General features: G+C 57.1%; 14 protein-coding genes. 2 read left to right on the top strand and 12 right to left on the bottom strand.

What is annotated here, in order from left to right; all coding sequences use genetic code 11:
- Positions 1–184 precede the first annotated feature (184 nt).
- The 10 genes from EI290_RS03170 to pdhA form a co-directional block, all read right to left on the bottom strand.
- Positions 185–2,311, bottom strand: a complete 2,127-nt coding sequence (locus EI290_RS03170) for a peptidylprolyl isomerase (RefSeq protein WP_125426620.1) — start codon at positions 2,309–2,311, stop codon at positions 185–187.
- Positions 2,312–2,570: 259 nt separating this feature from the next.
- A complete protein-coding gene (locus EI290_RS03165) occupies positions 2,571–2,834 on the bottom strand; it encodes a hypothetical protein (protein ID WP_125426618.1) in 264 nt (87 codons plus the stop codon).
- 8 nt (positions 2,835–2,842) lie between these two features.
- The gene (lptC, locus tag EI290_RS03160) at positions 2,843–3,454 is read right to left on the bottom strand and encodes an LPS export ABC transporter periplasmic protein LptC (RefSeq protein WP_246008834.1); all 612 of its coding nucleotides are present in this window, start codon (positions 3,452–3,454) and stop codon (positions 2,843–2,845) included.
- The gene (locus EI290_RS03155; RefSeq protein WP_125426616.1) at positions 3,447–4,799 is read right to left on the bottom strand and encodes a porin family protein; all 1,353 of its coding nucleotides are present in this window, start codon (positions 4,797–4,799) and stop codon (positions 3,447–3,449) included. Before EI290_RS03155 ends, lptC begins: the two co-directional genes overlap by 8 nt.
- Positions 4,786–5,529, bottom strand: coding sequence for a type III pantothenate kinase (locus EI290_RS03150; protein WP_125426614.1), 744 nt, complete (start codon positions 5,527–5,529; stop codon positions 4,786–4,788). The genes EI290_RS03155 and EI290_RS03150 overlap by 14 nt, the downstream gene beginning before the upstream one ends.
- A gap of 130 nt (positions 5,530–5,659) precedes the next feature.
- The gene (locus EI290_RS03145) at positions 5,660–7,465 is read right to left on the bottom strand and encodes a pseudouridine synthase (RefSeq protein ID WP_125426612.1); all 1,806 of its coding nucleotides are present in this window, start codon (positions 7,463–7,465) and stop codon (positions 5,660–5,662) included.
- A 167-nt stretch (positions 7,466–7,632) separates the two neighbouring features.
- Positions 7,633–8,016: a TraR/DksA family transcriptional regulator gene (locus tag EI290_RS03140; protein ID WP_125420509.1), complete on the bottom strand. Its 384-nt coding sequence runs from the start codon at positions 8,014–8,016 to the stop codon at positions 7,633–7,635.
- A gap of 285 nt (positions 8,017–8,301) precedes the next feature.
- Complete coding sequence (gene ribH / locus EI290_RS03135) at positions 8,302–8,778, bottom strand: 6,7-dimethyl-8-ribityllumazine synthase (RefSeq protein ID WP_125426610.1); 477 nt, start codon at positions 8,776–8,778, stop codon at positions 8,302–8,304.
- Positions 8,779–8,984: 206 nt separating this feature from the next.
- Positions 8,985–9,761, bottom strand: a complete 777-nt coding sequence (locus EI290_RS03130; protein ID WP_125426608.1) for a tetratricopeptide repeat protein — start codon at positions 9,759–9,761, stop codon at positions 8,985–8,987.
- Between the two features lie 54 nt (positions 9,762–9,815).
- Positions 9,816–10,988, bottom strand: a complete 1,173-nt coding sequence (gene pdhA, locus EI290_RS03125; RefSeq protein WP_125426606.1) for a pyruvate dehydrogenase (acetyl-transferring) E1 component subunit alpha — start codon at positions 10,986–10,988, stop codon at positions 9,816–9,818.
- A gap of 68 nt (positions 10,989–11,056) precedes the next feature.
- On the opposite strand from pdhA, the gene recF reads away from it, so the two are divergent.
- On the top strand, positions 11,057–12,169 hold the full coding sequence (gene recF, locus EI290_RS03120; protein ID WP_125426604.1) for a DNA replication/repair protein RecF: 1,113 nt from the start codon (positions 11,057–11,059) through the stop codon (positions 12,167–12,169).
- Between the two features lie 6 nt (positions 12,170–12,175).
- Positions 12,176–12,598, top strand: a complete 423-nt coding sequence (locus tag EI290_RS03115) for a DUF721 domain-containing protein (RefSeq protein ID WP_246008833.1) — start codon at positions 12,176–12,178, stop codon at positions 12,596–12,598.
- A 358-nt stretch (positions 12,599–12,956) separates the two neighbouring features.
- Here EI290_RS03115 and EI290_RS03110 read toward each other — a convergent pair whose 3' ends face one another.
- Positions 12,957–13,526, bottom strand: coding sequence for an acyl-CoA thioesterase (locus EI290_RS03110; RefSeq protein WP_246008832.1), 570 nt, complete (start codon positions 13,524–13,526; stop codon positions 12,957–12,959).
- 207 nt (positions 13,527–13,733) lie between these two features.
- Positions 13,734–14,144 carry a helix-turn-helix domain-containing protein gene (locus tag EI290_RS03105; protein WP_185816824.1) on the bottom strand — a complete coding sequence of 137 codons (411 nt, stop codon included), beginning with the start codon at positions 14,142–14,144 and terminating at the stop codon, positions 13,734–13,736.
- Positions 14,145–14,154 lie beyond the last annotated feature (10 nt).

Here is a 14,154-nt window from a genome sequence, read left to right as displayed (position 1 = left end):
GGCCATTTTGCAGCCAAGGAAGTTACCACAAAACCAATTTGCAGTACCCATCAGGGCTTTTATCAGACGCCAGTAATTCATCCAGACAGCTAGAACAACTACTTAGTTACTCCGCTACTCAGGTACTAAAAAAGGGCCGCACCCTAAGGTACGGCCCTTTTGCTGGTTCTGCGCGGCCCAGGGCCTAGAAGAACTTCGTGCGGTTATCAGTTACGTTAGCGTGCTGCTTGATGGCCTCGTAGATGAGCCCATCGGCGCGGGCCGTGCGCTGGCCGGTAAGCTGCAGCTTGGCAGCTTTGGCGTCGGCGTTGGTGGCCGGGGTAACGCTTACGGGCTCCACAATCAGCACCCCTTGCTCACCGGCAAAGGCTTTTGATTTCTGGCCGGCTTTCAGGCCGAAGGTTTTGCCCACCGCTACGGGTTCTGCGCCCAGGCCCGGAATCTGGCCTTGGCCCAGCACCACGTTGTCGGCGGTTTTTACCTGGGCTCCGTTACCGTAAGCCTGGGCAATTTGCTCCAGGGTAGTGCCCTTGGCGGCGTTCAGCTTGCTGATGATCTGCTCGGCTTTCAGCTCGTTGCGTACCAGGGCGGTTACTTCGGGCTTCACGCTGGCTACGTCGGCGGTGCCTTTGGTCCGCTCCCCGGTCAGCACGGCTATTACGTACTGGTCACCGAGTTCAATTACCGGGGATACGTCACCAATTTTCGCGTTGGGAGCTTCGTTGTCGTTGCCATAGGCCCAGCGCACCAGCCGGCGGGCTCCTTGCAGGTTATTCACGGCCTGGTCGCCGCGGCCGAGGCCTTTGGCTTCCACTTTTTGCAGGCTCTTATCCTTGGCCACGGCCGCCCGGAACGACTCCAGGCTGGTGGCGTCGCCTTTCAGCTGCTGGGCTTTATTGTAGGCGGCTTCGCGGGTAGCGTCGGTGGCCTGAATGCCTTTCTGCACGGTAGCCACGCGGTAGGTCTGGGCGGTTTTGGGAGCCGTTACCTTCACAATGTGGTAGCCGAAGGAGGTTTTCACCAGGTTAGGCAACAAGCCGGCTGAGGTAGCCCCGAACACGGCCTTCTCAAACTCGGGCACCATGCGGCCCTGCTGGAACCAGCCCAGGTCGCCGCCGGTGGCGGTGGTGCCGTCGGTGCCGTATTGCCGGGCCATATCGGCGAAGTTGGCGCCGCCCTTAATCTTGTTCAGCACTTCGGTAGCCTTGGCTTTAGCCGCTGCATCAGCTTCGGGCGTGGTGCCGTCGGCTTTGATAAGGATGTGGCTGGCGCGGGCGGCGGGCTGGGCCCCGGCTTTTTCGCCGGTTACTTTATACAGCGAGTAGGTGCCGTTTTCGGCGTAGGGCCCGTACACTTTGCCTACCTGCAGGGGCAGCTGGCTGCGCAGCTTCTCGGGCATATCGGCCGGCGAGAGGTAGGTGGGGTTGGTGGGATTATCAGAGTGCACCTTCACAAAAGCCGAATCCACGGGCGCCGAGGCAAACTGCGCGGCCAGCTCATCCACCGTTTTACGGATGGTGGTGCTGTCATCCACGGAGGCCGTCACCGGAATGCTCACGTACTCGATGTTGCGGCCATCTTCTACCTTATAGCGGCCTTTATTCTTGTCGATGTACGCCTGCAGCTGCTCGTTGCTCACCTTCACGCTGGAGTCGGACAGGGTGAAGTAAGGCACGAACAGGTAGCGCATACTTACCTGAGCGGCCTGGCTTTCGGCGTAGCGCTTGGCTTCGGCCGTGGTTACGTAGGTGCTCAGTTTGAGCAGGTTGTTGTACTTGATACCGAGGCGCTCGGGACGCAGGTTGGCTTCAAAGTTGGCAAAGGCCAGCTGGGCCTGGGGGTCCTGCTTATCGAGGTTGCGCAGGTATTCCTTCACCTTCATCACGTCGAATTGGCCGGTTTTGGGGTCGGTGAAAGCCTGGCGGATGCTGGGGTGAATGTTCACGCCCTGCACCATGTCGGTCAGCTCCTCATCCGATACCTTCAGGCCTAGCTTGTCGAACTCCTTCTGGAAGGCAATGCGGTAAAGCGTCTGGTTCCAGGCCTGGTCACGCAGGTAGCCCAGCGCCTGGTCGTCGGGCTGGCGCTGCTGCTGCTGAATGAACTGCTGCTTGGCCTGCTCCAGGGTATTTTCAAAATCTGTGTACTCCACCTTTTCGCCGGCTACTTCGCCTACCGACGTATCGTTGTTGCTGAAGAAGCTGTTTCGGCCATACAGGAAGTCGCCTCCCAGCATGAAGAGCAGCAGGCCGATAATAATGGCCCCGACTGCCCAGCCCGATTTTTCCCGAATCGTGTTAATTAATGCCATTTACTTGAAAAAAAGCGCAGGTAGAAAAGGTGAATGAGGTGCAAAATAACCAAAAAAGATGGTCATTAGGTAATAAGCTGCCAACGGAGCATGGAATAGCCGGATGGGCCTGCCGGACACCCGGAAGCCGGCCCTGGTTTTGCCCCGCTCAGGAACACAAAACCCCAGAGCCCCTGACGCCTACGCACGCACCAGGGGCTCCGGGGTTGAAGCAGGAAACCTACGGGTTGGAGGTATGCCCCCAACTGTAACCAAGGACTTATTTCTTCCTTTTCGGTTTTCTCGCGGGAGTCAGGGCTGCTTTACGAGCGGCCTCCGCTTCGGCGGCGGCAACTTTGTCGCGTTGGCGCAGGTAGCGCAGCCCTATTACCAGCCCAAACGACACCATGTACAGCCAGTAGTTGGCGTAAAGGCCTTCCATCTTGCCAATAGCCAGCGTACGGTACGTGGCCACTACAAACGTGAACACGCTCAGCACAAACAGAATTGTGCGGCTGATGCCCGGGTCCCAAAAGCGTTTCATATAACTGGTTACTTCTGCGTGGAGGATGCCGGCCCAGCCGTGGGCGCGTTCTGCAGGGTGAAGATGCCGGTGGGCGTAAGGATGCGGTAGCGCGAAAAGTCCTGATTAGCCGTGAGGCCCCGGCCCGTAAGCACCTCTGTGGGCGTAGTTACCCTGATTTCGGTTTGCTCCTGGGTGTAGATGGTGGCCTTGGTTTTGTCGTAAAAGGCTTCCTCGGTGTTCATGCGCTGCTGCTTGGGCACGTTGGCCACCCGCACGTCGCCGCGCATGGTATAGAGGTTCTTGGCTTTCTCAAACTTGCCGTAGCGCCCGGTAATCGTATTTACTACCGTTTCTCCCTTGTCATCCAGAAACGTGAGCTTCACTCCTTTCGGAAAAATCTGGTCCCCGTTTTCGAAATCCTGCTCCAGCGGGGCCGACAGCCGGATGCGCAGCTTAGCGGAGTCGCTGACGAGCATCAGCACATTTTCAGTTTCGATGATGGGGCCCTTGTACTCCACCTGCTTCGCCGGGGCCTCCTCGCTTTTTTCGCGGCAGCCCGGCGCCAGTAGCACTACTGCCAACAGCAACGCGGGCCCGGATTTCAGCACGGCAGGTAGCATGGCCAGGGTTCTATTCAATGCGGCGCTTGATAAACCACCGGTTGTTGAGGGTCACGCCCAGCTGCATCCGGATATAGTCTTCCTTCACGTTGCGCTCGGTAGTACCATCGGAATACCGCAGCATGTCGGTGTTACCGCGCTGTCCGTAGGTGAAGCCCAGGCTGATAACCGTGGCATCAAGCGGGGTAGCGGTGGGCAGCGGCAGGGCAAAGCCCCAGCTCACCGACCGGTCGTAGAGGGTGTTGCCGCCGGGGCGGTAGGGCAGCTGAGCCATGTTCAGGCCGGCCCGGTACGTTACCCGCTTGAAGTAATTATCCACCGAGGTGGCATCGGGCGTTAGCTCGCCCCCAACCCCAAACCGATAGGTGTCGCTCAGGGCAATGCCCGAGGAGCCGCCCTGCTCGCCAAAGGCCCGGAACTGCGACCATTCCTGGCGGGCTGCTTCGGCGCTCAGGCTCCAGCTGCGGTTGTTGTCAAGGCTGATGCCAATCTGCGTGAGGGCGGGCACGCGGGCTTTGCCTTTGGCGTCGGTTTCCAGCGCCGTGGAGCCAATCTGAATGCTATTATAGTCTTCCCGCAACAGGCTGATGCTGCGCGTGCCGTTCAGGTTGGAGCGGAAGCTGTACGTACCCCCAATGTTGTAGCTCAGCTTTTCTTTGATCTGCCCCCGGTAGTGCAGACCCGTGCGAAACGCAAAATCGGAGTAGCGCACGTGCTGCTGATAAATATCCCGGTTGGAAAGATCCAGGGCTACCGTCGGGGTGCTGATGCGGGTACTGGCTTCCTGGTCGATGCTGCCGAACACGTAGCCGGCCGAGGCACCGGCCGTCAGGCCCTTGGCCAGGCGCACGGCGTGGCTCATGTAGGCCTCCGCCAGGCCGCCCGAGCCTGTGTAGCGCTTCTCCACCTGCGAGGCAGGGTCGCCCTGAATGGTGTTATCCAGCGTCCTCGATTCGTAGTCAACCGTGCTGTAGGGTTTCAGGCCAATAACACTGGCCCAGCGGCGGTTAATGGGCACGGCCAGCGCCAGGTAGCCCAACGTAGCCGAACCAGTACGCTGGCTGCTCACGGTATTGCGCAGGGTTTTAAACTGCCCGGTAAAACCGGCTTCGAACGTGGTGCGGTTGGTATAGTACACCAGGGCCGGGTTCAGCTCATTTACGTTTACGCTGTTGGGTGCCGCTACGCCAATCCCTCCCATGCCCATCTGCCGGACGCCCCCTGCGTTCAGGCTGGCGTCGCCGAGGCCCAGGCGGGAATAGGGCGAGTTGCCGAGGCCCTGGCCCAGTACGGCCGGTGAGGCTGCCAGCAGCCCCAGCAGCGAAAGACCACCGGCAAGGCCGGAAAAGTTAGGTTGAGACATGATGTACTAAAATTCGGTGGAGCCCAAGTAGCACGAGCTCCGGAACAACAAAGATAGGTCGTTTCAGCCGGGTGCGGAAAAATGGCGCGTCGCCGCCCGCCAGCACCACTGCCAGCTGCGGAAACTGCGCCTCATACTCGGCCAGCATACCGCGCACTTCAGCCGCCGCCCCGTTCAGCACCCCACTCCGGATGGAGGATTGGGTATCGTCGCCGGTGAGGGGGACCGTAGCGGCCCGGTCGGTGGGCAGGTCGATGAGCGGCAGCCGCCCGGTAAACGTGTTCAGCGCCTTGAACCGCATAGCCAGGCCCGGCGAAATGCTGCCCCCCTGAAACGTACCGTCGGCCGCAACCAGGTCGCACTTGATGGCCGTACCTGCATCCACCACCACCACCGGCCGCCCCGGCAGCAACCAGGCCGCCCCTACCGCCGCTGCCAATCGGTCGGCGCCCAGCGTGTGGGGAGTGGCATAGGCGTTGCGGATGGGCAGTGCCGTAGCAGCCGGAGCAAACTCCAGCACTGTACCCGGCACCAGTTGGCGCAACTCGGCGGTCCAGGGGTCGGTGGCTTCGGCCACGGAGGCCAGCACCACGTGCTCGGGCTGCAGGCGCTGTACCACTGCCCGCACCTGGGCCGCCGTTTGACCGGCTGCTGTTTCCAGCAAAGCATCCGCCTCAAAACAGCCGTATTTCACGGCCGTGTTGCCAATATCGAGAGCCAGGGTACGCAAGGAGTAGCTGAGTAATTGAGTATCTGAGCAAATGAGTGATTCAATGAAGCCTTTGCACCAGGAGCTTCATTCAATCACTCATTTGCTTCTTCACTACCAAGAGTCCACCACCCAACGGGCGGTTGCGTGCTTACATGAAATACTTGAGCCGGATAACTTCTTTCTCCGTGAGAAAGCGCCATTTGCCCCGGGGCAGGTCTTTTTTGGTCAGGCCAGCGTATTGTACCCGGTCCAGGGTTACCACGTCGTAGCCCAGGTGCTCAAAGATGCGACGCACAATGCGGTTGCGGCCAATATGGATTTCCACGCCCACAAAGTGCGGATTGCCAGCTACCACGGCCACATCGTCTACCTCCGCTTTGCCATCTTCCAACACTAAGCCCTCCGCAATCTGGGCCAGGTGCTCAGGTGTGAGAGGCTTGTCCAGCTCTACTTGGTAGATTTTCTTATTGCGGTGCGAGGGATGGGAGAGTTTCTGCGCCACTTCCCCGTCGTTGGTGAAGAGCAGCAGGCCTGTGGTGTTGCGGTCCAAGCGGCCCACCGGGAACACCCGCTCCTTTGAGGCGCCCTTAATCAGCTCCATTACGGTGCGGCGGCCTTCGGGGTCGTCGGTGGTTGTGAGGTAGTCCTTGGGCTTGTTCAGCAGCACGTATACCTGCTTTTCGCGGTTGAGGTTGGTCTTGCCGTACTGTACGGTATCGGAGGGCTGTACTTTGTAGCCCATTTCCGTTACCACCTCTCCATTCACTTTGATTTCGCCAGCAGCAATCAGCGCATCGGCTTCCCGGCGGGAGCAGATACCCGCGTTGGCAATGTAGCGGTTCAGGCGCACCTCACCGGTGTTCAACTCGTCCTCCTCGCGGCGGCGCTTGTTGCCCCGGGTTTTATCTTCTTCGTAGTGCTTGAGGTTTTTATAGTCGGGAGCCTCGCCGGCTACCTCGCCGTACTTGCGCTTGCCGGCCTGGTTGGCATTCGGCACCTGCTGCGGGCCCCGGCCCACGTACTCGTCGTGAGCCCGCTTGGGCCGCTCCTCAAACGAACGGATAGCTGAGCGGTCGGTACCCCGGGGGCTATCAAAGCGCCGGTCTTTCTCAAACGGACGACCTTCGCGCTTCTCTCCGAACGAGCCAGGCCGGCTGGCGCGTCTTTCGCCCGCTGCACCGCCGCCGAAGCCCTGGGGCTTGCGGCTGCCAAAATCCCGCCGTTCCGAACCAGCACTATCCTCCCGACGGGCGGGTCGCTCCCGGCGCTCCTCGCCCGCAAAGCGAGTTGGGCGCTCCGGCCGCTCGTTCTCCATGTCCGTGGGGCGGCCCCGGAAATCGAAAGGCCGGGCCGGACGTATCTCCCGGTCGCCGGTAAAGGAACTTCGTGTTGGGCGCTCTTCTGCAGCCTGCGGGCGGAAGCTCTCCGGGCGCGTAGCCTGTTCTTCCGGAGTAGGGTTTTGCTTCACAAATTTCCGGTTCCGCTCCCCAGGCAGGCCACGGGGTACGGCAGGCTTACCCTCCTGGCGGTAAGGCTGGCCCTGCCAGGTCTGACGGGACTCAAAATTGCGCACCGGCCGCTCCTCGCGGCTGCCCTCCGCAGGGCGGCGCGTATCATCGCCCCGGTAAGAACGACCGTCGCGGCTGCCGCCGCCGGTAGGGGTTCCAAACTTGCGGGGGCCACCGAAGCTACCAGTAGTACCAAACTTGCGGGGGCCGCCGAAGCTACCGCCTCCCGAGCGCCCGAACGACGAACGGTCGTTGTTGCTCCGGCGGGTATCGTCCCGGTCGGGGCGCTGCCCGAAGCGGGCATTGTCGCCCGAAGCCCGCTCGGCCCGCTCCTGGCCCGGCTGCACAAACTTGCGGAACCCGTCGGAGTTGCCGGAAGGCCGACCGGAGCCGGTAGAGCGGCCTTTGCGGCCGGGGGCGTCGCCAGAAAAATGTTTCTTACCCATGGTGGTAGAAGCGTATGTACCGTATCGCTACGGGAAAAGTGGATAATCAAAAACAGGAAACAGGCTAACGCCGGGTCTCCGAAAACAGTGCCCGGACTTGCCGCCCCGCTTTTGTATTGCTACAAAACCAAGGCACAAATCCGGGCAGTACATGGGACCAGCCGCTTCTAGTCGCGGCGGGCCATTTTAGCTTCAATGGAGTGCTGGGTGTGCGGCACCGCCCGCAGGCGTTCCTTCGGAATCAGCTTACCCGTACCGATACATACCCCGTAGGTGCCATTCTTGATGCGAATGAGGGCGTTTTCGAGCTGCTGGATAAATTTCATCTGGCGGGAAGCCAACTGGTTCAGGCTTTCCTTCTCGGCCGTATCGGCACCATCTTCCAGCACCTTCGAAGAAGAAGCCGTGTTATCGGTGCCCGAGTCGTTCTTGCGGCTCAGGGTTTCTTTGATGAACGCTACTTCCTTGCGGGCGGCCGTGAGCTTCTCCTGAATAATTTGCTCAAACTCGGCCAGTTCTTCCCTGGAATAGCGTAAGGGTGCTTCACTCATGTCGTTGCAGGAAGATGATGTGTAAAAAGATACTACCTAGGCTGTCGGCGTTGGTTACCCAGCAAATGTCAGTAGTTACGCCCAACAGTAGCCTGTGCTAATAAGTTTACCGTTTGCACGCGGCCGGTAGCAGTTGGTGTTACCGTCACTATCGGGAGCATTTGTTGGCCAGACGTTTTCCGGCCGCAAAGCTACGGTTTTGTCCGCTAATCAGCACGATACCATCGGCCGGCTACTTTAACCCGGAAAACGCGGGAGCCTACAGCACCCAGAGGCAACGGCTGCTTAAAAACCTAGCATATGGATGGCAGCCACTGCTCCTTCTACGCCTTTGTTGCCATGCTTGCCACCGGCCCGGTCCCAGGCCTGCTCCAGGGTGTTGGTGGTAACCAGTCCAAAAATGACGGGCTTGTTGAACTTCAGTCCCACGTTGGTGATGCCGCTGGCTACTGCGTGGCAGATGTAGTCGTCGTGCTTGGTTTCGCCTTTGATAACCACCCCCAGGCAGATTACGGCATCAATTTCCTCATGCTGGGCCAGTAGCTGGGCCCCCAGCGTCAGCTCGAAGCTACCCGGCACAGTATTGCGGTAGATGTTCTCGGGCTTGGCTCCGTGCTTCAGCAGCGTGTCGTAGGCACCCTGGGCTAAGGTGTCGGTAATCTCGCGGTTCCATTCGGCTACCACCAGCCCAAAGCGCTTGTCGCTGATGTCGATGAAATGGTCGGAAGTATAGTCGCTCAGGTTTTTGAGGGAAGTGGCCATAGAAGCGCTGATGAGGCGGATGAGGTGGATGGCACAGCCGCGCAGACGGCCCGGGGCCAGTTGTGTGCGTATGTGCCGGATTTAATACGCAGAACCTGAAAATGCTCAACAGGTTCTGCCCTTACCCTAAAGCGAAAAGGACGGCCTGTAGCCGTCCTTCTCCTTTGTTATCCGCGGAGTCTGCAAAATTTGCGCTATCCGTAATTTTACTTGCCTGCCAGTCCCTCGGCCCGGGCTTTGTACTGCTTAGCCTCAGTTACCTCGGCGGCTGTGGCGTAGTCCGTAATAATCTTGTCGTAGGCAGCAATGGCTCCCTCGTAATCTTTGGCCAGTTCCCGGGCAGTAGCTTCCTTGAGCAGGTAGCCAGGCGAGAAAAACTCGTTGGCGTTGTGGGTGGCCGCTTTGTTGTAGAAGTTGGCTGCCTCCTTCGCCTGGTTCAACTCTAAGTGGGCATCCCCAATCAGTGCGAAGGCCCGGGCCTGCACCAAGTAGTCGTCGGAGCTAAAGTCCTCCAGATAGTCAATGGCCTTTTTGTACTCGCCCTTTTTCAGGGAGGCCACGCCCGCATAAAAGTTGGCCAGATTGCCGGCATCGGTACCGCTGTACTCCGCTGCTACCCTTTCCAGACCCAGGTTGCGTCCGTCGCCCTTGAGTGCCTTGTTCAACGAATCGGCTTCCCAATAGTCTACCGCCTGAAACATGACTGCCTGGCCTTTAGTATCCTGGGAGCCACGCCACATATAGTAGCCAAAGCCCGCGGCTATGGCCAGCACTACTATGCTCATCAAGCCCAGCAGTATATTCTTATTACGACGCAGAAAGTCCTCCGACTCGGCTAGGCGCAGGGCCAGGGCATCGGGGTCTTCCAACAACGGATGCTCGGGGTTATAGGCTTCGGCAGGCTGCAACGGATCCGACGAGACGACGCGCTGTTGCTGCTGACGGGCTTGCTGGCTTTTACCGGTGAAAGGAATCTTCGACATGTGAGTTACTCGAAAAGGCGGCCGATATCTACGGCCTGATGGGCTTCCGCCTGACTAGTCGCGGATATAAGGGTAGTCCTGCTGCACGTACACGTCCTTGAACAACTCATCGGCCGTGGGGTACGGGGAGCTTTCTGCAAACTCTACCGACTCCTGCACCTGGGCTTTGATTTTCTCATCAATAGCCGCCAGGTCCTCCTCCGTGGCCAAGTTGTGGGTCAGGATGGTATGACGCACCGCCTCAATGGAGTCGCGGGAACGATAGTCCTCCAGCTCTTCCTTGGTGCGATACTTGGCGGGGTCACTCATGGAGTGCCCTTTGTAGCGGTAGGTTTTAAACTCCAGGAACGTGGGACCTTCGCCGGCCCGGGCCCGCTCAGCGGCACGGGCTACGGCGTTGTGCACGTCTTCCACGTTCATGGCATTTACCGGCTCGGAAGGCATATCATAGCCACGGCCAATGTGGTAAAGCTCCGTTACATTGGAGGTACGCTGCACTGAGGTACCCATGGCGTAGCCATTGTTTTCCACCACGAAAATAACCGGCAGCTTCCACAGCATGGCCATGTTGAAGGCCTCGTGCAGAGCACCCTGGCGCACGGCCCCGTCGCCCATGTAGGCGATGCACAGGTTGCCGGTTTTATTGTATTTCTCGGCAAAGGCAATGCCGGCCCCCATCGGAACCTGCGCTCCTACTATGCCGTGGCCACCCATAAAGTTTACTTCCTTATCGAAGATGTGCATAGAGCCCCCTTTGCCCTTCGAGCAGCCGGTAGCTTTGGCAAACAGCTCGGCCATGATGGCGTTGGGTGAGGTACCCAGTGCCAGCGGGTGGGCATGGTCACGATAAGCAGTAATCCACTTGTCGTCCTTGGTGAGGGCCGAGACGGCACCGGCCACACACGCCTCCTGGCCAATGTAGAGGTGGCAGAAACCTTTAATCTTCTGCTGTCCGTACAACTGGCCAGCCTTCTCCTCAAACTTGCGCATGAGCTGCATCTGCTCATACCATGCGAGGTAGGTTTCCTTCGAAAATTCCAGTTTGGTAGGGGTCGTTGCTTTGGGGGCGCCGGTGGCCGCTTTTGCCTCTGCGTTGGCAGCCGGCAATACCGGATCAGGCTGCTTGGCAGTTGCCGCAGCTTTGCCCTTGGGGGCCGCTTTCGGGGCCGACGATTTCTTCGTCGAATTGGAAGCCTTGGGGGCAGCCTTTACTTTCGTCTCCGCCATCTTGCTTTCGGTTGTTCGCGTTTGGGATGCGAAAGTACGTAAAAGGATTGCAATTCCGAACCTTAAGCATGAACCTAGAAAGCCTCCATCTGCTGTTTTTCAAAAACTATGAAGAGGCAAATCTGCGCTTCTCCTCCCACATCAATTGCTTTGTGGGCGACAACGGCAGCGGCAAAACGAATCTGCTTGATGCCATTCATTACTTATCCCTGACCAAGAGTGCTTTCACTTCTACCGATAGCCAGAGCATTAAGCAGGGCGAAGAGTTCTTTGTAATTAAGGGGCGCTTTGGCTCCGGTACTGAGGCTAAGGGTGAAACCATTCAGTGCAGCCTCCGGCAGGGGCAGAAGAAAACGCTCACCCACGATAAGCAGCCCTACGAACGGGTATCGGACCATATAGGCCGCTATCCGGTTGTGCTGATTTCTCCTTACGATACTGACTTAATACGGCAGGGCAGTGAGGAGCGCCGCAAGTACTTTGACAGTCTTATTTCCCAGTTAGACCATCAGTACCTGGAGCAGCTGATTCGGTATACGCACTTGCTCAAGCAGCGCAATTCACTTCTTAAGCTTGCTACTGACCGCCAGGCCGGCTACGACCGGGACTACCTGTTGGTGCTTGATGAGCAGCTGGCACCAGTAGGTGAGCAGCTGGCCCTCCGCCGACGGGAATTCCTAATGGAGTTTGAGCCCGTGTTTCAGCGCCACTACGAGCAGCTGGCCGATGGGCGGGAGCAGGTAACGCTTACCTACAAAAGCGAAGTATCCGGGGCCGATTTTCTGAAGCTGCTACGCCTACAGGAGCGCCGGGACCTGGCCTTGCAACGAACAACTGTTGGCCCGCATAAAGACGACTTTGTTTTTCTGATGGATGGGATGCCGGTGAAATCGTATGGCTCCCAGGGCCAGCAGAAATCCTTTGCTATTGCGCTCAAGCTTGCTCAATTTGAGACGCTGGCCGTGCATAAGCAGCAGAAACCTTTGTTGCTGCTTGACGACATTTTTGACCGGCTGGATGAGAAGCGCATTACCCGCCTGATGCAGTTGGTAGCAAACCATACGTTCGGGCAGATTTTTCTTACAGATACCCATTTGGAGCGTACGGACCGCGTGCTGGCAGACTTATCGGACGATGTACGTCGTTTCCGGGTTCAGCAGGGAACAATTCAGCCAGTGTAGTAGTCCATGGCTCTTTTGCTTGGCACAGCACCCACCTGGCCTGAAGTGGTGGTATCTTTGAGGGCCTGCCCTATCGTGTTCGGGCCACGCGCGTTAATAAGCATAATGGCACTCAAAAAACCATACTCTTCCGAAAATTCCCGTCAGTCTGACATTGTTTCGCTGAAGGATGGAATTACGGCCTTATTGCGGACTTACCGCCTGCAAGGCAAACTGAATGAGGTGATGGTAGTAGCCAGTTGGGAGAAGGTAATGGGCAAAGCCGTGGCCATGAAAACTCAGCAGGTATACGTCAGTAACAACAAGCTTTTTGTACGGCTTTCCTCGGCGCCCCTAAAACACGAGTTGTTTATGGCGAAAACCCGGGTGCTGGAAAATCTCAACGCCGAGGTCGGCGAAGACATTATTAAGGAAGTAGTGTTCCTTTAGCGCCTTGGATTGGAAGGCCATATCGACGAAGAAGTATAACGTGATTTTTAGGCGCATTGAACAATACGAAGCGGGGCTTTTAGCCCCGCTTTTTCACTTACTGCCTGTACTAACCTTACGTGTTTCTCTTTCCCCTTCAGCTCTGCTTTTACCAGGCTATGTCTGAAAAGTCGGTTCTGATTCACTAAATATTCTGCTCATCTGGCACCCGCTTGCCGAAGCATCTCTCCCGCTACGTTTAGCGGCTCAGACGAAACTGTAAAGATGCTTCAACAAGCGGATACTAGATGAGCAGGACCACTTGAGCGTTTTCAGACACAGCCACAGCCTAGGCAACCTCAGGCTTCAGCCAACACGGCTATTGGTTTATATCGTAATCAACCCTACACCTCTCGCCTTCCAGTAGGTAAGGCTGCTCAACCAGTGCTAACCTTGAACGGACGTTATCGAATTCCTGTCGGTACTGATCCTTGAACTCGCGGCGCTTTATAGCTTCCAAAAAGCGGCGGGAGTCTTCCGGAGTTTCCAGACTTAACCCAGGCACCACCGTGGGTCGGCCTTCATCATCCTTGGCGACCATGGTGAAGTAGCAGGTGTTAGTATGTTTAACGGTACCACTGCGCACATCTTCGGCAATAACCTTTATGCCCACCAGCAAGGAAGTACGGCCAACATAGTTAACAGACGCCAGCAAGGAAACCAATTCTCCCACTTCTACTGGCTGCAGAAAATTAACTCCGTCTACACTCACCGTTACGCAGTAGGTACCGGCATGTTTGGAGGCGGCAGCATAGGCTACTTTGTCCATTAACGACAACAGGATACCGCCGTGAATTTTACCGCCAAAGTTGGCGTAGGCGGGTATCATTAGCTCGGTGAGGGTTACCCGGGAATAGGAAACCGGACGGTAGTCGGGCTGGCTGCGCATGTATTTTTTAGATTAATGAGCTTTACAGGTGGGCAGGATTATAGAACACTCCTACTTCCCTAGCTTTCCCACCAGTACACCTGTAATACACAAAGCATACTCGCGCCTGCTGAGTGTATAGCAATGATTTGCTTCCTGCATCCCCCCTACCCTGTCCGCCTGTAGCATTGGAACCAGGACAGATATGTTTCACGTGGAACATATCTGTCAACGTGGACCGTACACTTTTAACAGCAGCTCATTGTACGCCTCCAACAGAGCGATATACTTCTGCTGAAGTAGCATTAGCTGCTTGTTAACGTCAGTTTCAATGGGTTGAGGTGTAACACCTCTTTGTAACATTGGCTTTACGCCTGTATTTGTAACACTATTTGTAACACCTTGTGTAATGGTATTGTTTACAAAAGGCAGTACAGATTGTTGTAACGAAGTAAAGTCTTGTGAAAAATCATGTCCGATAATTTCACCTACTCTTTTTACAAATCCGTAATCAAGCGTATCGTCTTTGAATTTACGATAGATGGTTGGGCGTGTAATACCTAGCTCATCAACGATGCGCGTAATCGAAATTCCGCTGTTTTTAATGGCTTCCTGCAGTATTTCGCCTTGATGCGGCATAGTAACGAGG

Source organism: Hymenobacter metallilatus (assembly GCF_003944705.1).
GTDB lineage: Bacteria > Bacteroidota > Bacteroidia > Cytophagales > Hymenobacteraceae > Hymenobacter > Hymenobacter metallilatus.
The sequence above is the reverse complement of the archived record's forward strand: the minus strand, read 5'-3'. Positions and strand labels throughout refer to the sequence as shown.

Excerpts from the sequence above, each read along its gene's own strand:
- EI290_RS03170 (WP_125426620.1), bottom strand. The coding sequence starts at position 2,311 with ATGGCATTAATTAACACGATTCGGGAAAAATCGGGCTGGGCAGTCGGG.
- EI290_RS03165 (WP_125426618.1), bottom strand. The coding sequence starts at position 2,834 with ATGAAACGCTTTTGGGACCCGGGCATCAGCCGCACAATTCTGTTTGTG.
- EI290_RS03155 (WP_125426616.1), bottom strand. The coding sequence starts at position 4,799 with ATGTCTCAACCTAACTTTTCCGGCCTTGCCGGTGGTCTTTCGCTGCTG.
- EI290_RS03145 (WP_125426612.1), bottom strand. The coding sequence starts at position 7,465 with ATGGGTAAGAAACATTTTTCTGGCGACGCCCCCGGCCGCAAAGGCCGC.
- EI290_RS03140 (WP_125420509.1), bottom strand. The coding sequence starts at position 8,016 with ATGAGTGAAGCACCCTTACGCTATTCCAGGGAAGAACTGGCCGAGTTT.
- ribH (WP_125426610.1), bottom strand. The coding sequence starts at position 8,778 with ATGGCCACTTCCCTCAAAAACCTGAGCGACTATACTTCCGACCATTTC.
- EI290_RS03130 (WP_125426608.1), bottom strand. The coding sequence starts at position 9,761 with ATGTCGAAGATTCCTTTCACCGGTAAAAGCCAGCAAGCCCGTCAGCAG.
- pdhA (WP_125426606.1), bottom strand. The coding sequence starts at position 10,988 with ATGGCGGAGACGAAAGTAAAGGCTGCCCCCAAGGCTTCCAATTCGACG.
- recF (WP_125426604.1), top strand. The coding sequence starts at position 11,057 with ATGAACCTAGAAAGCCTCCATCTGCTGTTTTTCAAAAACTATGAAGAG.
- EI290_RS03115 (WP_246008833.1), top strand. The coding sequence starts at position 12,176 with ATGGCTCTTTTGCTTGGCACAGCACCCACCTGGCCTGAAGTGGTGGTA.
- EI290_RS03110 (WP_246008832.1), bottom strand. The coding sequence starts at position 13,526 with ATGCGCAGCCAGCCCGACTACCGTCCGGTTTCCTATTCCCGGGTAACC.
- EI290_RS03105 (WP_185816824.1), bottom strand. The coding sequence starts at position 14,144 with ATGCCGCATCAAGGCGAAATACTGCAGGAAGCCATTAAAAACAGCGGA.